This window comes from Hyphomicrobium sp. DY-1 (assembly GCF_047497105.1).
Taxonomy (GTDB): Bacteria; Pseudomonadota; Alphaproteobacteria; order Rhizobiales; family Hyphomicrobiaceae; genus Hyphomicrobium_B.
Genome location: NZ_CP134870.1, coordinates 899552 through 916174 on the forward strand (window position 1 = coordinate 899552; position 16623 = coordinate 916174).

The 16623-nt window shown below is 57.3% G+C and carries 19 protein-coding genes and 1 pseudogene; 5 read left to right on the forward strand and 15 right to left on the reverse strand.

The features are described from left to right. The first annotated feature begins 139 nt into the window (after positions 1–139). Entirely contained in the window at positions 140–1552 is a 1413-nt protein-coding gene (locus RLW41_RS04345; protein WP_414463643.1) for a TIR domain-containing protein, read from the forward strand. An 87-nt stretch (positions 1553–1639) separates the two neighbouring features. Here RLW41_RS04345 and RLW41_RS04350 read toward each other — a convergent pair whose 3' ends face one another. The 6 genes from RLW41_RS04350 to RLW41_RS04375 form a co-directional block, all read right to left on the reverse strand. Continuing rightward, positions 1640–2428 carry a DUF2971 domain-containing protein gene (locus RLW41_RS04350; RefSeq protein WP_414463644.1) on the reverse strand — a complete coding sequence of 263 codons (789 nt, stop codon included), beginning with the start codon at positions 2426–2428 and terminating at the stop codon, positions 1640–1642. A 155-nt stretch (positions 2429–2583) separates the two neighbouring features. Further along, complete coding sequence (locus RLW41_RS04355) at positions 2584–3753, reverse strand: hypothetical protein (RefSeq protein ID WP_414463645.1); 1170 nt, start codon at positions 3751–3753, stop codon at positions 2584–2586. Between the two features lie 478 nt (positions 3754–4231). Further along, positions 4232–4786, reverse strand: a complete 555-nt coding sequence (locus RLW41_RS04360) for a hypothetical protein (RefSeq protein WP_414463646.1) — start codon at positions 4784–4786, stop codon at positions 4232–4234. Positions 4787–5520: 734 nt separating this feature from the next. Next, a complete protein-coding gene (locus tag RLW41_RS04365) occupies positions 5521–7203 on the reverse strand; it encodes a recombinase family protein (RefSeq protein ID WP_414463647.1) in 1683 nt (560 codons plus the stop codon). Further along, positions 7200–7649: a DUF2924 domain-containing protein gene (locus RLW41_RS04370; RefSeq protein ID WP_414463648.1), complete on the reverse strand. Its 450-nt coding sequence runs from the start codon at positions 7647–7649 to the stop codon at positions 7200–7202. Before RLW41_RS04370 ends, RLW41_RS04365 begins: the two co-directional genes overlap by 4 nt. Position 7650: 1 nt before the next feature. After that, positions 7651–7806 carry a DUF3489 domain-containing protein gene (locus tag RLW41_RS04375; protein ID WP_414464663.1) on the reverse strand — a complete coding sequence of 52 codons (156 nt, stop codon included), beginning with the start codon at positions 7804–7806 and terminating at the stop codon, positions 7651–7653. Between RLW41_RS04375 and RLW41_RS04380 the strand changes: the two genes are divergently transcribed. The 4 genes and pseudogenes from RLW41_RS04380 to RLW41_RS04395 all read left to right on the forward strand — a co-directional run bounded on the left by RLW41_RS04380 (position 7768) and on the right by RLW41_RS04395 (position 10082). Further along, the gene (locus RLW41_RS04380; RefSeq protein ID WP_414464673.1) at positions 7768–7902 is read left to right on the forward strand and encodes a hypothetical protein; all 135 of its coding nucleotides are present in this window, start codon (positions 7768–7770) and stop codon (positions 7900–7902) included. The genes RLW41_RS04375 and RLW41_RS04380 overlap by 39 nt on opposite strands. A gap of 90 nt (positions 7903–7992) precedes the next feature. Further along, a pseudogene (locus RLW41_RS04385) lies at positions 7993–8253 on the forward strand (hypothetical protein); the annotation flags it as partial. A gap of 35 nt (positions 8254–8288) precedes the next feature. Next, the gene (locus tag RLW41_RS04390) at positions 8289–9056 is read left to right on the forward strand and encodes an IS1595 family transposase (protein ID WP_414463649.1); all 768 of its coding nucleotides are present in this window, start codon (positions 8289–8291) and stop codon (positions 9054–9056) included. Between the two features lie 600 nt (positions 9057–9656). Further along, the gene (locus RLW41_RS04395) at positions 9657–10082 is read left to right on the forward strand and encodes a hypothetical protein (RefSeq protein WP_414463650.1); all 426 of its coding nucleotides are present in this window, start codon (positions 9657–9659) and stop codon (positions 10080–10082) included. A 30-nt stretch (positions 10083–10112) separates the two neighbouring features. On the opposite strand, the gene RLW41_RS04400 is transcribed toward RLW41_RS04395, so the two are convergent. The 9 genes from RLW41_RS04400 to RLW41_RS04440 all read right to left on the reverse strand — a co-directional run bounded on the left by RLW41_RS04400 (position 10113) and on the right by RLW41_RS04440 (position 16561). After that, positions 10113–10463, reverse strand: a complete 351-nt coding sequence (locus tag RLW41_RS04400) for a hypothetical protein (protein ID WP_414463651.1) — start codon at positions 10461–10463, stop codon at positions 10113–10115. 226 nt (positions 10464–10689) lie between these two features. After that, on the reverse strand, positions 10690–11256 hold the full coding sequence (gspM, locus tag RLW41_RS04405) for a type II secretion system protein GspM (protein ID WP_414463652.1): 567 nt from the start codon (positions 11254–11256) through the stop codon (positions 10690–10692). Further along, positions 11253–12353, reverse strand: coding sequence for a PilN domain-containing protein (locus tag RLW41_RS04410; RefSeq protein WP_414463653.1), 1101 nt, complete (start codon positions 12351–12353; stop codon positions 11253–11255). Before RLW41_RS04410 ends, gspM begins: the two co-directional genes overlap by 4 nt. After that, positions 12350–13282, reverse strand: a complete 933-nt coding sequence (locus RLW41_RS04415) for a hypothetical protein (protein ID WP_414463654.1) — start codon at positions 13280–13282, stop codon at positions 12350–12352. The genes RLW41_RS04410 and RLW41_RS04415 overlap by 4 nt, the downstream gene beginning before the upstream one ends. Before the next feature lie 3 nt (positions 13283–13285). Then, positions 13286–14023: a prepilin-type N-terminal cleavage/methylation domain-containing protein gene (locus tag RLW41_RS04420; protein WP_414463655.1), complete on the reverse strand. Its 738-nt coding sequence runs from the start codon at positions 14021–14023 to the stop codon at positions 13286–13288. After that, entirely contained in the window at positions 14016–14516 is a 501-nt protein-coding gene (locus RLW41_RS04425; protein ID WP_414463656.1) for a type IV pilus modification PilV family protein, read from the reverse strand. Before RLW41_RS04425 ends, RLW41_RS04420 begins: the two co-directional genes overlap by 8 nt. Then, on the reverse strand, positions 14410–14886 hold the full coding sequence (locus tag RLW41_RS04430) for a GspH/FimT family pseudopilin (RefSeq protein ID WP_414463657.1): 477 nt from the start codon (positions 14884–14886) through the stop codon (positions 14410–14412). The genes RLW41_RS04425 and RLW41_RS04430 overlap by 107 nt, the downstream gene beginning before the upstream one ends. Continuing rightward, on the reverse strand, positions 14867–15334 hold the full coding sequence (gspG, locus tag RLW41_RS04435; protein WP_414463658.1) for a type II secretion system major pseudopilin GspG: 468 nt from the start codon (positions 15332–15334) through the stop codon (positions 14867–14869). The genes RLW41_RS04430 and gspG overlap by 20 nt, the downstream gene beginning before the upstream one ends. 15 nt (positions 15335–15349) lie before the next feature. Continuing rightward, a complete protein-coding gene (locus RLW41_RS04440) occupies positions 15350–16561 on the reverse strand; it encodes a type II secretion system F family protein (RefSeq protein ID WP_414463659.1) in 1212 nt (403 codons plus the stop codon). Positions 16562–16623: the final 62 nt, after the last annotated feature.

Sequence of the window (16623 nt, forward strand, 5' to 3'; positions counted from 1 at the left end):
GAACACGCGCCAAAACCGTTCACGCTGAAGGAATAACCCCCTTGTTGGCAAGCTTGTCGCCCAGTGAGTTGTGGGCGGAACCTCCGTCACTCAGGGCAACGCTTGCGACATTCGCGTCTAGTCTAATAGAAATCCAGCCATGACACCTACAGCAACCCGCCTGCATATGCGCCTGGACGAGAGATACCTCTGGTTTCACAACCAGTGGTTTTTCAAGTGGCATCACATCGGGGCTGGGTCATCGGCCGACATCGATACGTTTGACGGCCGACAGGCACACTACGGCGGAATCAAGTTCTCGGGATCACCGCGCAATGTCTATTGGTGGGCAATCGTTCGCGGCACGAAAAAAGAGGTCATCGAGCAGTTCACTTGGGTCGAAGAAGCCGTGAGGAATTATTCTCCCGCAGTCGCGATTCAGGCGATCGACGAATGTGCGGGCGCGTTGATGAGCTTCGTTGGCAAGCTGCGTCGGGCTGCAATCGAAAAGGACCGTATCCTGCGCGGTGATGGGATCAATTTCCCTGCAGAGCACGACTCCGGAAACTGGGAGGATGTGAGCGATCAGGCGATCGTCAAGCAGGCCGAGGCGCTGAAGGCCGCCCTATTTCCACCTGCCCCCGAAGCAATGCCACCCGCAGTGAAGGCGGACGCAACTGCATCTGCTGCACCGCGCGCCTACCAAGTGGCGCTCTCGTTCGCGGGGGAGCAACGAGCCTATGTTCGAGAAGTTGCACGCCATCTCGTCGCTAGAGGCGTGGCCGTCTTCTACGACGAATTCGAAGCCACAAATTTGTGGGGCAAGGACGGTGTAGAATACTTCCACAAGGTCTTCACGAAAGATGCTCGGCATGCCGTCATGTTCATTTCGGAGGCCTATGTCGCCAAGAAATGGACGAGGCATGAGCGCCGCTCGGCCCTCAGCAGAGCCATCAGCGCAGACGATGAATATCTGCTGCCCGTTCGTTTTGACGATACTCCGCTCCCCGGCATTCCCGACACGCTGCAATACCTGCGAGCGGCAGACTTCAGCCCTGCCGCCCTGACCGTGAAAATATGCGAGAAACTTGGAATCGGCGCCGGGTCGGCGAAGGCATCGGATATTGCTCCGCCCGCCGCACATGCCACTGTCGGCGAAGTGACGTTCGACTACAGCGCTTATAATGGCGGTTTTTTGATTGGTTCAGGACCGTTCACGTTTGAGACGAAATGGTCCAAGGCCAGCAACGAGCGCATTCATCTCTACAACGATCCGCCGTCCATCGACGGTGTAGCGATTGCCAAGGGAGCGGGTGAAATTGCCGCTATATCCGATGCATCGGCGTTCGATTTTACATCGCGATCGCGATCACCTGCTGTTGGCGAAATCGCGATCCTGCGAAACTCAAATGGCTTTTATGCCGCAATTCAAATCGTCGATATTCAGGACGATACTAGGGACGCATCCCAAGATTCTCTGACGTTTCGGTATGTCATTCAAACAGATGGCACTGCAGATTTCGGGCGCCTTCAAAGCACGGAAGCCAGTCAGAGCGATGCTGTATCGTCTTAATGCGAATTATCGGCATCTCCGGGCGCCTCGCCTGCACGGGCCGCGCGGCATATGCTTGCCATATCGAAATCAAGATCGGCGCGCCGTTCAAGCGCGACGTATAAGCGGAACTGCATGCATGCCGACGCTGCGCAATAAGTGTTCCACTTCGGCTTCGGCATCGACATGGGCATTCGCGCCCACGACGATTTCCGCAACCATCCCCGTTTCAAGAAGGGGCATCGGCACAATCACATAGGATCGCCCATCATCGCGGTGGTGAATGGGGAGATGGGGATTCGTCAAATCATTGACGGCTAGCATCCGCAATTCGCGTTCATGCTCCCAGTCGAGCGATTTGGTTGTGATGCTGTTCCATATGATCGGCACGGCCATGTGTGTCGCCATGGCCTTCGTGAACGCTAAACCGGCGGCGTTCGCCGTTACGAGGCCGCGCTGGCGTGCGATCTCTAAAAGATCGAAGGTGACGTCGATGGCCGCATGGTGACGCTCTGCGCATGCCAGTGGGCCATATAAAACCTTTGCGACATAAACCTTGTCTTCCGGGGCAAGGTCTCTTGCATTGATGTTCGCGAATAGTGCCGGGGCCAGTCCAATGGCAACGCCGCGATGCTTATCGCCATATGTGTCCCACTGACCGGGGTCGTCGCGTTCACCGAAACTGATTGAGTAAAAATCAAACACTTCTTTGATGTGCTTCAAGTGATCCGGTGCAAGCAGGGGACCTAGAAATACTTTCAGCATTTCATCATCCGCCATGTGGGCGGCGACGTTCTTGCCGATTAGAATATTGCGAGCGATACTAGACCCGTAGTCCATTTCCGTCTCATCGTTCATCCCGAATATGCTGTGCAGCCAAAAGCTCTGGCTTTTCATTATTCCGAGAAAGCCGTCCCAACTTGTGTAGTGAAAAACGGGCTCAGGTGGCTTGTCGGCTTGATCCTTATCGCCGGCCCATCTCTCCCACCAAGCATCATGCTGTCGAACGAGAGCGAGCAACTCCGGCGTTAGGTCGCGTAACGGCGCCTCGCTCATCGGTCTAGACCATAAATTCTTGAGACGAATGATCGGACGTCGGTCGACGCTTGCTCCTCGATCTCCTGCAAATATTTTAGGAAGGCTTGGGGATCAGCGAAAGAGAAAATCTTCGCCTTATATTGAAGCTCATCGCGAAGCCTACCTTCCCGAAGCAAATCGGCACATTCGCGGTCGATGAACATCGCGTCCACGTAGGGCGCATAAGTCGATATTGCGCGGACGTCATTCATAAAGCCACGAGTGACACGACGCTGCCCACCCACGACACGACGTGCCATGCCCGCGAAGAGATAGGAAGATATGCGGTGGTGGGGAATATCCTTGTTGCGTTCCCATTCCCAGAATCGAATGACCTCTCGCCCAGCATCACGCTCACTATATCCGGCTTCAAGAAATGCGTGCCGGAGCGTCGTTTGTTCCAAAAGAAAGTTGTTCTGACTGGCATTGGAGAATGCCATCGGATCATCGCTTCCGGCCGTGGCAATCACTGCATTCACGGCGTCGACGAGCCCCGATTTTCGGACGGACGCGAAGGCTTTCAGTTCATGTTGAAGCACGGCGTCAAAGGTCGGACGCTCCGCTGCCCATATTTCCACGAGGCGCATCATCGCCTCGTGCCCGCGGTCGCGCGAGGCCCGCAGTTCGTCGGCAAACTGTCCATAGTGCATGTCGACGGTGATATGCATATCGCGCAGCCAATCATTGCGCTCATCTTCAAGCACCTCGTCGACGTCAAAATTCAGCGCCGGCTCGCGCTGTGCGATGAAGGCGCTGGCGTATTCCGCAATCTGACGCTGCTCGACCGAGTGCGTGTCGGTGAGCGAAATATCTCCGCCGATCATTTCATATGCCCGCCGTAGGGCGCTGGCGTCACGGAAGACCGTGGTTTCGTCCCGGTGGATGTCGGAGTGCGGAAGGATGGCTTGCTGGAGTAGGACGACGCGTTGCAATAGCCGATGCATTTCCCGAGCGAATTCCTCATGCCCTTTCGGGAGTCTGCCGCCTGAGGAAACGGCGAACAGCACGCTGAAGGCATTCTGATCCAGGTAAAGAACGCGCTTGTCGACCACGGGCAGGCCGTCGACGTAAGAATATCGGCAGTCGGTGCAGCGCATGGTCAGGCCTTGCCCACCGGCCGATAATATGCCGAACGTCCGCTGCATACATTGCGGGCATTGTTCGAAGGGGCCGCGCTCCCAGGTGAATCGACGAGGCATAATTCCATTATGCTTTGTCGGCTGGCGGTGCCTAGACATGGGAAAGGGTGGTGAACAGAAGAAATCGCAAAACTAGTTTCATGGAGTTGCCACGACATATTATCGGCCGTCGGACTGACGCCACCACTCAACGTCCAATCCCTCGTTTCGCGGTTCTCGGTTTCTCGCCGCACCCCACTAGCCAGACCAAAGGTGTTTCTGCTTTTCTTTCAATAACCGACATTCCCATAGACTGGAATGCCAACCCCTCAAACATCAGGCCGACTGCCGCTTATGGGACGTTGCGAGTGAATTTCCTATTCTAGCGCTCCAGTCGCTTTGTGCGAGTATAAATGGTTAGTGGACCGCATCGACTGGCCCCGCCCTACCGAGTTCCCTTGGCGCACGAAACGCCATGGCGATCTGCGCGCCAATATTGCAAGCGTCATCCAACGGCTTGCAGCAAGTGGCCATCTCGATCCCAATGAACGGAAACCTCGCCACCCAAGGCTTCGACCGCGCGGAGTACGGCCTTGCGGTTGAAGTTCCCGTTGCACCAAGCCGCCTTCTGAAAATAGCGCTTAGTTCCCGCGATCTCATCGATATCTACCATCGAGAGATTGAGGTTTTGCGCGCGGTCCCTAATTGTGTCTATCAACGGATGGCCGGTGGTCGCGAGCTTGCGTCGCGCCCGGCGTATGCCGACATGCCGGGCCTTGTAAGCGATCCTTCTCCAAGTCATCCCGGGGAAAGCTTGCATGAGTTCTTCCTGCGTCGCTCTCGGATACAGGCGTCTAAGCCGCGAGACTTCGCTAGCAAGCCACATGCGCCGTCGCTTGACGACGTTGAGTGTTCGGGCGCGATTTTTAACTGCAGGGTAGGTTCGTCTGCGCAACTTCCGGCGGAGAGCCTTGTAGTCCGGATAAAGCGCCCTGACGATATCGTCTTCTTTCTTGGTCCAAAGCCAATGTCCTTTCGGCGTCCGACCCGTGCGTGCCATCCGTTCACGCGCGCAGTATGAACTCGCTGCGCCCCTTGCTGCATGTATCAATCGCATGCGCCATTGTGGCGTGCCAAATATTCGATGTTGAGTGGCAAGTGCGCATGGACGCAATTCTCCACAGAATACAAACTGAGCATTCACGTTGAAGATCTCGCTTTCGCCGTTACGGATTGTTCGCCGGGGTCCACCACTCCGCGTTCCGTCCGAAGCTCATCTCATGCAAGGGCCCGGTTCTCATCGGTCATTAGCACTCTTACTGTGCCTTCGATGTCCGCTCATCGCCGGATAGTGGACCTATCCGAGGAGACGCCGCTGCTACCAACCATTCCAAGTGCCGTCGGCCGCTTCTGGGACAGAGCAGTCATCGTGCAGCAAGAAGCCCGTAGGGCTGGGAGTTCCGCTTCTGGTCCATAGAAAAGCTTCTGCTCGAGGCCAAAAATGTCCGCTCTTGCATACAGAGGTGGTTTTCGCCGACGATGCTGTTGCCTGCTCAGGTTCGAATTCTGCTCGCTCAGCCAGCTAACTTATTGAAATACAATAATATTTTTTATTTCTGTGTGCGGACGAAAGAGCCCGCAAGTTCCGCGCGTTAGCCGCGACGTGATCGCATCACAACCTATCAGAGACGCAAATTTCGGCGATCTCCGACGACTTCTGGGCAAACGTCTCAAATGGCGGCTGCCGGGGCGGGCGGATTCGGAACTGTTCGCGAACGGTGCGCGCTGATTTCGTCAGCCCATGCCTAGAAAGGCGCGCTGGCCGCCCCAATCGCGAGGCAAGTTTTGCGACGTGCGCACCAGCCGCTTGACGCTGAGTTCAGGCGGCTGACGTCCTGCCAGAATGTCGCTGACAATGTCGGGCGCAAGATAGGAGACGCGCATGAGCGCCGTCAGTCGCCCCTTGCTCTTCGTCGTGCGTGCTGTGATCTCGTTCAGCGTCTCGCTCGTATCCGCCAAAAGCGCCTGCCGGGCGGCAAACGCTTCCTTCAGGAACGCAACCAAGCTGGCGTCACCAATTTGCATGTACGGCTCGCCAATGACAAGGCGCTTGCCTTGACCAGATCGGCGCAGCTCGGCGGGAATCGACAACACGATTGTGAGTCCCGTATCGTTTTCGGACTTGACCGGCGAGCCAAGTGCAACAGCGAGTTGCTTCACTCCGATCGTGACTTCAATCTTCTCAAGAGAAAGCATCACCTGGGCGACGACGCTTCGCGTCAACTTTCGCAGCTCTTCCGGCGGCAACATTAGCCATTTCTTGCCGAGCGCATCGGCCCGCTCCAGTGCAGCTTCGAGTTCCCGCGCTTTGAGGCCCAGCGACGCGAGCGTGTCCGCAATTTTCTGGCGCGATGCCATCAGCCTCCGCAGGCGTTCGACGACCAGTCCATCAACCTCACTTGCTGGCACGCGCATGGGGTTCGGTCCAGGCTTTGTGCGGTCAAGAAGCGAGGCGGAGATATAGTAGCGGTACCGCCGGCCGCGCTTATTGGCGTGCGTCGGCGTCATCCGGTTACCATCGCTATCGAAGATGAGACCCGACAGGAGGCTTGGTGCTTCGGCACCGATGGCGAGTTTGTGCTCCCGACGGCTGGAGGCGAGCTTCTCCTGAACGAGTGTCCAAACCTCTTGCTCCACGATCGCCTCGTGCTGACCGGGATAGACATTGCCCTTGTGCTCAACCTCGCCGCGATAGAGCCGGTTCTGCAAAATCAAGTACAGGATCCCGCGCGAGAACGGCCGGCCACCAGCCAGCCGCTCGCCGGCCCCCTCCCGGCGCTTGCTGCGAAGACCTTGGCTGTCCAGTTCTGCTTGTAAGACCGTGACGGAACCGAGTTCGGCATAACGTCTGAAGATCAGGCGCACCGTTTCAGCCTCGGCCGCATTCACGACCAGCTTGCGATGCTTGACGTCATAGCCGAGCGGCACGGTGCCCCCCATCCACATCCCTTTGGCCTTGGATGCCGCAATCTTGTCACGGATGCGCTCGCCCGCGATTTCGCGCTCGAACTGCGCAAATGAGAGCAGCATATTGAGTGTCAGCCGGCCCATCGACGTCGTCGTGTTGAACGACTGCGTCACGGACACGAACGAGGCGTCGTGTGCATCCAACACGTCGACGATCTTGGCGAAGTCGGCGAGCGAGCGCGTCAACCGGTCGACCTTATAGACGACCACGATCTGCACCTTACCAGCCGTAATATCAGTCAGCAGCCGCTGTAGTGCCGGCCGCTCGAGCGTGCCACCTGATAAACCTCCGTCGTCGTAGAGATCGCGGACGGCTACCCAACCGGCGTGCTTCTGGCTCAAGATGAACGCCTCACACGCCTCGCGCTGTGCGTCCAGCGAGTTGAACTCTTTCTCAAGCCCTTCGTCGGACGACTTGCGGGTGTAGATGGCGCAGGCAATCCGGTTCATTCGAGCGCTGCCCCCGTTTTCAAGCCGAAGAATCTTGGCCCTGACCAGTGCGCACCGGTTATTTCCCGTGCGACGACTGACAGCGACCCATACCGCTGGCCACGCCACTCGACACCGTCGGTCAGGATGACAACCGTGTGCGTCACGCCGTGCCATTCGCGCACGAGCCGGGTGCCAGGCTTGAACGAAACGCGCGGGCGGCATTTTTCGGCAGACGATAAGCCACCAGCAATCGAGCCCTGAAGTTTGCGAAGTGCCGCTTTCGACAAGCCCCCGAATGCGTTCTCCTGCAGCTTGTAGGTGGCCCCTCGCAGCAGAATATCGCGACTTAATCGCTTTGGTGGCGGCGTCTGGTGTAGACGCCGCCATTCTTCGCGCAGCTCGTCGATTGCGAGACTCTCAAGCCGCGCAATCTCAACTGCAATATCGAGGACGGCTTTGGCCATGTTAACGGCCTCGACGCGTCACGATCCGATAACGCCTGACTTCGCCATCGGTCTTGGATGATGTCAGGTCGAGGCCAAGCTTCCTTTTGACGGTTCCTGCCAGAAATCCGCGCACGCTGTGCTGCTGCCAATCCGTCGCCTGCATCATCTCTTCGATGCTGGCACCATGTGGCTGGCCGAGAAGAGTAAGAAGCCGTCCGTGCTTCGTGACGCCGGTACGATGTGGCTCGTCTTTCGGCAGTTCCTTAACTGACGGGCGAGATGTTGGCTTTTTAGATTGCGCCGGTCTTTCAACGGCTGCACGGGTGGTGGCTCGCGAACGCTTTGAGTTCGATGAATTTAAATGTGGTATTGTGGGCATGGTGTTGGGCTCCGGTGGATCGCGGCGTCGGAGTTGACGCTCGCACCACCCAAAGCCCCGCAAGTCGCGAGGCGAGCCCTACTGCTGAACGCGGTCGTTGAGCCGCGAGCCAGTCATGACACCAATGCGTGCTTTCCGGCAGAAGTCCAGGCGGTTTCCGACGCAATCGCGTACCTTTGCCGGGCGGCGATTGCCGGGTGGCGGTGGCTGGGCGGTTTCGTCTGCCCGGCATGCGGCGGAACCGATCACTGTATCGTTGGGCCGCGCAAGCTCTACCAGTGCAACGCGTGCCGGCGACAGACGTCGTTGACGGCGGGCACGATCTTCAATTCCACCAAGGTACCGCTGACGACCTGGTTCCGCGCCATGTACCTCATCACGCAGACCAAGCAGGGCATCTCCTCGATCGAGCTTGGCCGCCGCCTTGGCACGACGCAGACGACGGCCTGGAAAATCAAGACCAAGCTCGCCGAGGTGATGCGGATCGCCAGCGAGAGGACAAGCTCGACGGACGCATCGAGATGGACGACGCCTATCTCGGCGGAGAGCGCGGCGGCGCCAAAACGGGTCGCGGTAGCCCCGGCAAGAAGCCGATCGTCGCGGCGGTTCAAACCGATGAGAAAGGCCGGCCGCACCGGATCAAGCTCTCCCGCATCGCCCGCTTCAAGCGCCGACGTGTGAAGAGCCTTGCGAAGCGCATCATCGCGCCGGGCGCGACGGTCCTCACCGACGGGCTCGCCTGCTTCCGCGGCGTCGCTGACGCCGGCTGCGTCCATATCGCGATCGCGACGGGCTCAGGCCGCAAGGCCCCCCGCCATCCCGCCTTCAAGTGGGTCAACACGATGCTCGGCAACATCAAGAGCGCCATCACCGGCACCTACCGCGCGCTGCGCAAGAAGCACATCGTGCGCTACCTCGCCGAGTTCGAATGGCGCTTCAACCACCGCTTCGATCTCGCCGCCATGATCCCCGCCCTCGCCCGCGCCGCAGTTGCCGCAAAACCCGCTCCATACTGGTGGCTCAAGATGGCTGACTATGGTGCGTAATCAGGAGAGAGCTTGGGGTCGATAGCCATGGAAGCCGCGCGAAGAGGGGAGACCGTGGCATGCAAGTGACGACCGCGATTTCAATCACATTGCCCATAATTTCTTCGGGGCGGTTTCGCTAAAAATGGTTTTATAGTTCTTTCGCGTCTCTTGTCGCGGCTCATGTGCTTTATTCGGATGGGGGCAACTTTGCGGAAATCGGGACACCAGCTTCCGTCTATGAAGTGGTTCTGTTGCGGGTTACTGACGGCGCTCCTACTGAGCGAACCGGCCGCAGCGCTGAACCCACCGAGATATAGCAATTTCGCCCACAAAGAATCTATGATTCAGCTAGCGCATGGCTTCCATTGCCGACGAATGTTTGGTTGGGATCCTCGTTTGGGGATCTATCATTGGCATCGCCATGAAGGAATATGCAGAGATTATCACCGTTGCATGAAAGTGATGTACCGATGCGATTTGCTAATGGGGAAGGGATGGGAACCCTGGTCATACGAGCGGTGGGGCTTCGATAATTGGCGCTTCGACAAATGCATGCTTGATGCAGGATGCTATTAGTTCGAGGATGGCCTAGCTCATTCGAGCTTTGGATTTCCGGCGATGACGCGTGGTACTTCACTTGGCGGAAAATTTGCGGCCCGAGCATTCCTTTTTGCGCTTGCGCTCGTTCTTGGCCAATCGGAACTTCGTGCTGAGGGTGTAACGATTGAGAGCGATAACCCGTCGCAACGCATCAAATTGCAAGTCGATAAAGCGACGGTGGGAGAGGTACTGCAAGCATTACACGACAAATACGGTGTCGTGGTGGCCGGTAATACCGACATCGACTCTGATGATCCAATCTCGGTGACGTTTCAAGGCAGTCTGCCGGACATACTTGCGCGGTTGCTGCGCAATCAAAATTATATGATTGTCCGATCTAAAAGGAACGTAACGGGCGTAGAGAAAATTTTGATCGCCGTCTCGGACCACTCGAAGGATACGAAAAGCCCACCGCCTCCCGCCGCGTCGCCGGCGATGCCTTGAGCTTCCTTCTTTTTCCAATGCGGCGAAAGACTAAGGGCACGCCGCGTCGCCGGAGTCCGCGCAAGCCTTCTTGAAGCGGATGACCTGAGACGTCTCATCATCGCGTTTAAGTGTAACCGCATCCCGCTCCACCGAGGCTACAAGCCATCCCTTGAGCATGTCGCCGACCTGAACGTGAAAATCCGCTCCCGTATCTTCGCTGCGGAGCAGTGCAACTGTTCTTTCGGGGTTCAGCAATACTCCCAGCAGTTGGTAGTCGGGTGGCGGCTGCGGCGGCGCAATTTTCGATTTAGCTTCTTGCGGGGGTGGCCGTCGCCGACTTGGCGCAAAGAGCGGCCTCTTCACCCAGTTTTCAAGCGACGCTTTGTCGAACGCGGCCAAGGGATTTCCCGTAAGAAGAGAGACTTCCGTCGTCCGCTTTTGTTCGGGCGCCGCATCTCCCTCTAACTTCGCGTTGTCGAGGAGGGTGATTTGTGCAGTCGCGCTTGAAGGGCGGGGTGCTGCGGAATTCCACATCGATAATATGGTGTCACGGTTATCGAGCCATACGAGGGCGCCCAACGCTAAGCACACAATAATGAGCAGAAGGGGACGATACTTAGCCATATCAGGACGCTCCGCTTTGTGCAGCAAAGCCGCTAACCTGCAAGGTTACATCGAGGGGCCCTAGATAGTGGGGCTCTGGGGGCCGAAAGTCGTCGTGAATCGCTCTGACCGTAATGTCGTCTATGAAGATGAGGGGCGTTCCCGTTTCGAGAGTATGAATGATGTCGCGCAGACCGTCGATCCCAACGTTGATCGAAATGCTGACGGAGATTTGCATGAGATTGCCGTCCTCCTTGGGCGGCAAGATCTGAATGCTCGAGGCTGTTCCACTGTTTGCAGTCACGAGCGAATTGACGAGACTTTGCAGGTTCGCACCAGCCACGCCTGTCTTGTCGCCTTCGAGCAGGAGGCTCTTATCTTGTCCGAGGGCTGCGAGATCTGCATGCTCTTTGCGGAGCTTATCCTCGTGGGCGACCTGCGCACGCAGTTGTGGGAGTAACTCCTGTTTATCCGCAATCGTGCTTTCGAGCGCTGCAACGCGCATAAAGGGCGCTACTGCAACGCCGCCCAGAGTCAGGACCACGACCAGAAATATTGCGACGGATACGTAGGCTCCATAGGATTTCACTGGTTCTTCTCCGGAGTTCCTTCGCTTTGTACCTTTCCGACGATCGAAAATGTTCCGAGCTTTTCGCCGTCATCTCGTGTCGTGGGGGCGGAAAATCGCACGTCTTCAAATTCGGGAGTGCTTTCAAGTGTACTGATGAGCCCCGTCGGATCAGGTGATTTTCCGACGATGCGCGCTTCATTGTCGTGGATTTCGAATTCATCGAGATAAGCGGTATCCGGCAGCGCACGACTAAGTGCCTCGATCAGTTCCATGACGGGTCGATGATCAATTTTACGCTTGGCGAGGCGCTCGCGCTCGTCTTTGATTTTTGTGTTCTCTTCGTTGAGCCGCTTGACCTCGGCGACGCGTGTCATGACGGCGGCGATCTGGCTATCGAGTTCGCCATATTGCGCTTCGCGATTCCAAAGCTGATAGACGCCGAATGCGCAGATCGCCAAGCTGGAGACGACGAGGGCACCAAGCGCCAAATTCAATCGGCCGGCCGTTCTGCTGATTGGGTCAGGTTCGAGCCGCAGCAGTTCGATGATCGATGCAGCCTCCGGCGACGGCGCAAAGTCAACTGCGCGCGGAAAAAGGCCGATCTCGCGCGCACGCTCCAGCGCACTGTCGACGATTTGCCGCGTCGTCGCGACGATTTCCGTATCGATTTGGTCGGAGGAGAGTGCGTTAGGACCCAAGACGCGATAGCCGTAGTACGTCTTCTCCTGCGGCCAGGCGACGATTGTTTCGATCTTGTTTTCCACGATGGAATTCATCAAATCGACCGCGGCTTCGGGAACGCGTATGGTTCTCTGAACAACCTCCGTCGGCGATAATCGGAGCAAGATCTGCTTTGACTCTTGCGAAGACTTGCCGATCAAAATTCGCCTCACGTTGGCAATTTCGTCTGGCCCCGCGTCCTTCGCCAGTGTCGCGAGACACACTATGGGACCTTCGCCTTTAGTGAAGATCTGCAGGCCTCCAACGGTATGAAAAAGCATCGTACGCCATGGACGCTCGCCTGTCGGTCGACGCGTGATGACGCTGCTCAATTCGCGCAGCCACCATATGTAAAGGCGGCGAACGCGGCCTTGACTGTTCGGATCGCGCGTCATTGCGTTTTCTCCGCGGGCACACTGACCATGGGCGATTTCGCGAGCATCCGATAGGGTGCCGACGGATCTACACCCGTCGCGATTACGAAGGTCCGGTTGATGCCATAGCTGTCGTTGGGCCGATGGGCGCTCACCGTTACGAGATAAGCCGGGCCACTCTGATCCGTCACATAGGCTTTAGCATTTTGCGCGACGTCTTCGAGGGCCGATTTGCTGGCGTATTTTAGCTTTTCGATATCGGCGCGACTAAGATCCGGTATCGCTTCCAACACTGCGTTCGGCGCCGCAATGGGGTCGATGGTTCCGTCCCTGCTGTAGACGGTGAGATAGGGGACAACCCGGTTGAATAGGTCGACTGGTATTCCTTTCGTTCGCCCAAGCTCCCAGACATCGATGAACGCCGCCCGAGCAGAAAACGTATCCAGCGGGGCGTTTGAAGCAGCGTCTGTTTGGCTTTGCTTGCCGGTGCCGGTAGCAGCTTCGCGAGCTTTCATCACGACGTCGGTTATTTTCTGGGCTTTGATCGCAGAGCGCGTAAATTTCTGGAAGAAGGACAGAAGCAGCTTTTCGTCGCTCTTGTTGAGGTCGATGAACCCATTCGCATCTGTGGCTGAAATCGATAATTCGGCTCCCGCGAATTTTATGGAGTGTTTTACGCCATCTCCTGGCCAGCGCCGATTATCATTCTGGTCGATGAGATGCGCGGCCGCGACTTCGACACCGGCGTCAACAAGAGCTTCCGACTTCGTCCAACCGACTTCCGAGACGACGGAGGCAGTGCTGCCGCGGACGGCGCCGTTGAAGGACGAAACAAGGATGACTGCCGAAGTCAGAACCCACAACACAACAAGCATGACGAAGCCATGTTCGCGGGGGTATTCGATCGCGTGTGCGTCACGAGTGAGCCTCTCGGAGATCTCCCTTTCCACAGTCTATCTCCCGCTTTCTTTCTGAGACACAAAGGTGTTCTGGTTGAACTGTCCTTTTGTCCGTGCGCTGCATGCGTCGGAGCCTTCGGTGAGACAGGCGAGTTCCGCGTCTGTCCGCAAAGCGGCGACAAACGGCTGAGCGATATCGGCGCCCGTCCTCGCATCGATGATCTCAAGCCGAATGAGGTCCGGCAGCCGGTTGGGCTTCCGCCACGACGCGAGCCATTGACCACCGTGCGCGCCTTTTTGGGCATATGAGAATTGGTATTTAAATGACCCTTCCAATAGCGACACCTGGTTTGCCGGTGTCGCTCCTGGAAAGGCGAACATATTGCTTAGGTAGGGCGCACGGGCCCTGATCATCTCTGTCTGCGAACCATTGTGAATGATCGAATAGTCGACGAAGTAGGGGCCAGGTGAGGTCGGGTAGGGAGGTTCTGTGGTCACGAACGACAGCCGGCTTTCGGTTCCCGTGAATATAAATTGCCGGTTTTCATTCACGGTACGGCTAAGTCTTCGGAGGCCCGAGACGTCTCGCTGAAAAATGTCGAATGCGCGCGACACCATTTCGAGCCTCTCGATGCCGTTCGCGTTGGCATTCCAATTCTGCGAGAGCGTGCGAAGAGCCGCGCTCAATAGGCCGAGTATCATTGTCAGGATCGTGAGGCTTACGAGCAACTCGATCAGTGTGAAGCCACTCTCTCCACTTGCCGATGTTCTATGTCTTGGGACGCTAGCCATTGTTACGTCCTAACTTTAACGAATCGAGCTCGAGTTGTCGCCCGCCGGACCAACTGACCGTCACGCGGACGCGCTGGAGCTTCCAATCGTCGCGCGCATGAATTTTCGCCCAAGGGGCCGTTTCCGGCCGGACGTCGACCGACCACTTAAGGCCGTTGTCTTCGCCGTTTTTCGCAACCGGCTTTCCCGACCAGCCGGAGACGGCGTCGGCGAGCAATCCCTGGGCAAGAATCCGCGCTCTGGCATAGTTAGCTGCGGTTCCCGCCGTTTTAAGCGCGCGCGAATGAGCTTCAAACAAGCTGACAAGCCCGATTGACAAGACCAGCATCGCGATCAGCGTTTCGAACAAGGTGAAGCCAGATCTTGAATCGCCGCACACGGGCCGTTTAGTTGAGCGAGTCGGCGGAGACGCGACCGGTAAGCCAGTTGATGCGAATTTCATAGACTTTGCCTTCTGATTTGAGATCGATGGTGCCGCCGGTAGAACTACCATTCGGGAAGAAGCGAATTCCCGCACTGGTTGGAGAGAGTCTCTCGCTGTCCGCGGCTGTGACATCCAAATGGATGGATCTTGAAAGCGCGAGCGGCGGGATGCCGTTACCGAATTCGATCGCGTGCCGATCGACGTCGATCACCGCGACGCGATCCGTCCCGGAGATCATCGCGCCCGATCTGATATCGCGGAGACGTGATGCCATCAGGAGCGAAGCTGTCTTCAATTGGGCGGAGCTTGAGGGGCTGCGATAAAGAGTCGAGATCGCGCCCGCCGTTAGCGCAATGACGACGAGCACCACCAACACCTCAAAGAGCGTGAAACCAGCCTCCCCACGTGCAGCTGCTTTGTTACTGCCAGCTCGCCACATCTTGGTCCTCGCCTTGGCCGCCTTCCTTCTTGTCGGCGCCGAGTGTCAAAATATCGAAGGATCCATGCTGTCCCGGATAACGATAGATATACGGCTGCCCCCAGGGATCGAGCGGCACCTTATCCTTCTTGAGGTAGGGGCCATTCCAGCTCGGCATGTTGCCGGGCCGCTGAACAAGCGCAGTCAGCCCCTCTCGTCCATCGGGATATCGGCCGTTGTCGAGCTTGAAGAGTTCGAGCGATGTCCCCAGGCTTTCAATCTGCACCTTGGCGGTTTTCGTTCGCGAACTTCCGAGATAACCGATCACGCGCGGCGCGACGAGACTCGCAAGAAGAACGAGAATGACCATCACGACGAGCAATTCGATGAGCGTGAAGCCCATCTCACCGGTGCGCTTGCGCTTCTTTCGCCTAGCGAGGCTCGAACGATTGATTTTTTTGGTCTTCATTGCCGCGGCCCTCTGTCATATGGCGAGATCGTTGATGCTGATGACCGCACTCAGGATCGACACGATGATGAACGCGATGATTCCGCTAACGAGAAGAATGATCACTGGTTCGAATATCGTGAACGTGCGCTCTACGGTTCTCTCTAATTTTTCTTCGAAGACTTCCGCCATATGCTGCAGGGACGATGAAAGGCTCCCGGTCTCTTCTCCGACGCGAAGCATGTTGATCAGGACCGGAGGGAAGATTGCCGACTGGGAAAGCGGGTCGAGGAAGCTGCGACCTTTTCTGAGCGCGTCGTATGAGCGGTCCAGGGCGGCCGACGCCGACTTGTTGCCGATAACGTCGCCGACGAGCTTCATGGCAGCGGGCAGATCGATGCCGTTCTCGATCAGCATGCCAAGTGTGCGGCAGAACCGGACCGTTAAGTTGAGCTTGAGAATGCTTCCAATCAAAGGGAGACGCAGCAAAACGGTCTCGACGTGGCCGCGGAGCTTGGACCAGCCAAGCAAGAGAACGATGACCGTCGTTGCAATGGCGGCAAGCAGATATTCCCAATTGGCGAGCAGCCAGTCCGACGCACCGATGACGAAGCGCGCCTGATCTGGGATCTTTGTGCCGGCATTGCTAATCATATCTTTGAAGCGCGGTACGACGACCGTCAGCATGATCGTGACGGCTGCGATCGCCATCACGATCAGCAGGCAGGGATAAAGCACCTCCGAAAGCGCCATGCTCTTTAGCTTTTGGGACTTTTCCCGGCCGGCAGCTATTCGCTCGAGGACGGTATCAAGAGTGCCGCTCGCTTCGGCAACGCGGACCATTCTAGAATAAATCGGCGGGAATGCGTTCCCTTGGAGCTCTAATGCCTCGCAAAAGCTCTTTCCGCTGCTGATCTCTGCGCCGATGCGCCCGACTAACTGCCCGAGCGCTTTCGAGCCCGCGTCTCTTTCGAGAAATGCCAGCGCTTGGTCGAGCGGCAAACCCGCCTTGATCAGCATGCCGAGTTCGCGCGTGAAGAGTGTGATCTGACGACTTGACGGCAGGCCGGAGAAGAGAGACGGGCGCGCGCTGTTTGATCCGGACGCAGACGCCTTGATCTCCATCACCTCGATCGGAAAATGCCCGAGCTGATGCAGGTCCTGCAGGACGGTCGTACGGTCCAGCGCCTCCATCTCGCCGGAGAGACTGGCGCCGGCGCGCGTCAGCGCCTTGTATCGGTAGAGCATGACTAGTCGGCCCGGCGGGAATCGCCGAGTCGATGCTCGTCAGTTGTCGATGTCATAATGCG

Excerpts from the sequence above, each read along its gene's own strand:
- RLW41_RS04395 (WP_414463650.1), top strand. The coding sequence starts at position 9,657 with ATGACGCGTGGTACTTCACTTGGCGGAAAATTTGCGGCCCGAGCATTC.
- RLW41_RS04365 (WP_414463647.1), bottom strand. The coding sequence starts at position 7,203 with ATGAACCGGATTGCCTGCGCCATCTACACCCGCAAGTCGTCCGACGAA.
- RLW41_RS04360 (WP_414463646.1), bottom strand. The coding sequence starts at position 4,786 with ATGGCACGCACGGGTCGGACGCCGAAAGGACATTGGCTTTGGACCAAG.
- RLW41_RS04350 (WP_414463644.1), bottom strand. The coding sequence starts at position 2,428 with ATGAAAAGCCAGAGCTTTTGGCTGCACAGCATATTCGGGATGAACGAT.
- RLW41_RS04420 (WP_414463655.1), bottom strand. The coding sequence starts at position 14,023 with ATGGCTAGCGTCCCAAGACATAGAACATCGGCAAGTGGAGAGAGTGGC.
- RLW41_RS04355 (WP_414463645.1), bottom strand. The coding sequence starts at position 3,753 with ATGCAGCGGACGTTCGGCATATTATCGGCCGGTGGGCAAGGCCTGACC.
- RLW41_RS04440 (WP_414463659.1), bottom strand. The coding sequence starts at position 16,561 with ATGCTCTACCGATACAAGGCGCTGACGCGCGCCGGCGCCAGTCTCTCC.
- gspG (WP_414463658.1), bottom strand. The coding sequence starts at position 15,334 with ATGAAGACCAAAAAAATCAATCGTTCGAGCCTCGCTAGGCGAAAGAAG.
- RLW41_RS04410 (WP_414463653.1), bottom strand. The coding sequence starts at position 12,353 with ATGACGCGCGATCCGAACAGTCAAGGCCGCGTTCGCCGCCTTTACATA.
- RLW41_RS04370 (WP_414463648.1), bottom strand. The coding sequence starts at position 7,649 with ATGGCCAAAGCCGTCCTCGATATTGCAGTTGAGATTGCGCGGCTTGAG.
- RLW41_RS04430 (WP_414463657.1), bottom strand. The coding sequence starts at position 14,886 with ATGTGGCGAGCTGGCAGTAACAAAGCAGCTGCACGTGGGGAGGCTGGT.
- RLW41_RS04345 (WP_414463643.1), top strand. The coding sequence starts at position 140 with ATGACACCTACAGCAACCCGCCTGCATATGCGCCTGGACGAGAGATAC.
- RLW41_RS04425 (WP_414463656.1), bottom strand. The coding sequence starts at position 14,516 with ATGGTAGTTCTACCGGCGGCACCATCGATCTCAAATCAGAAGGCAAAG.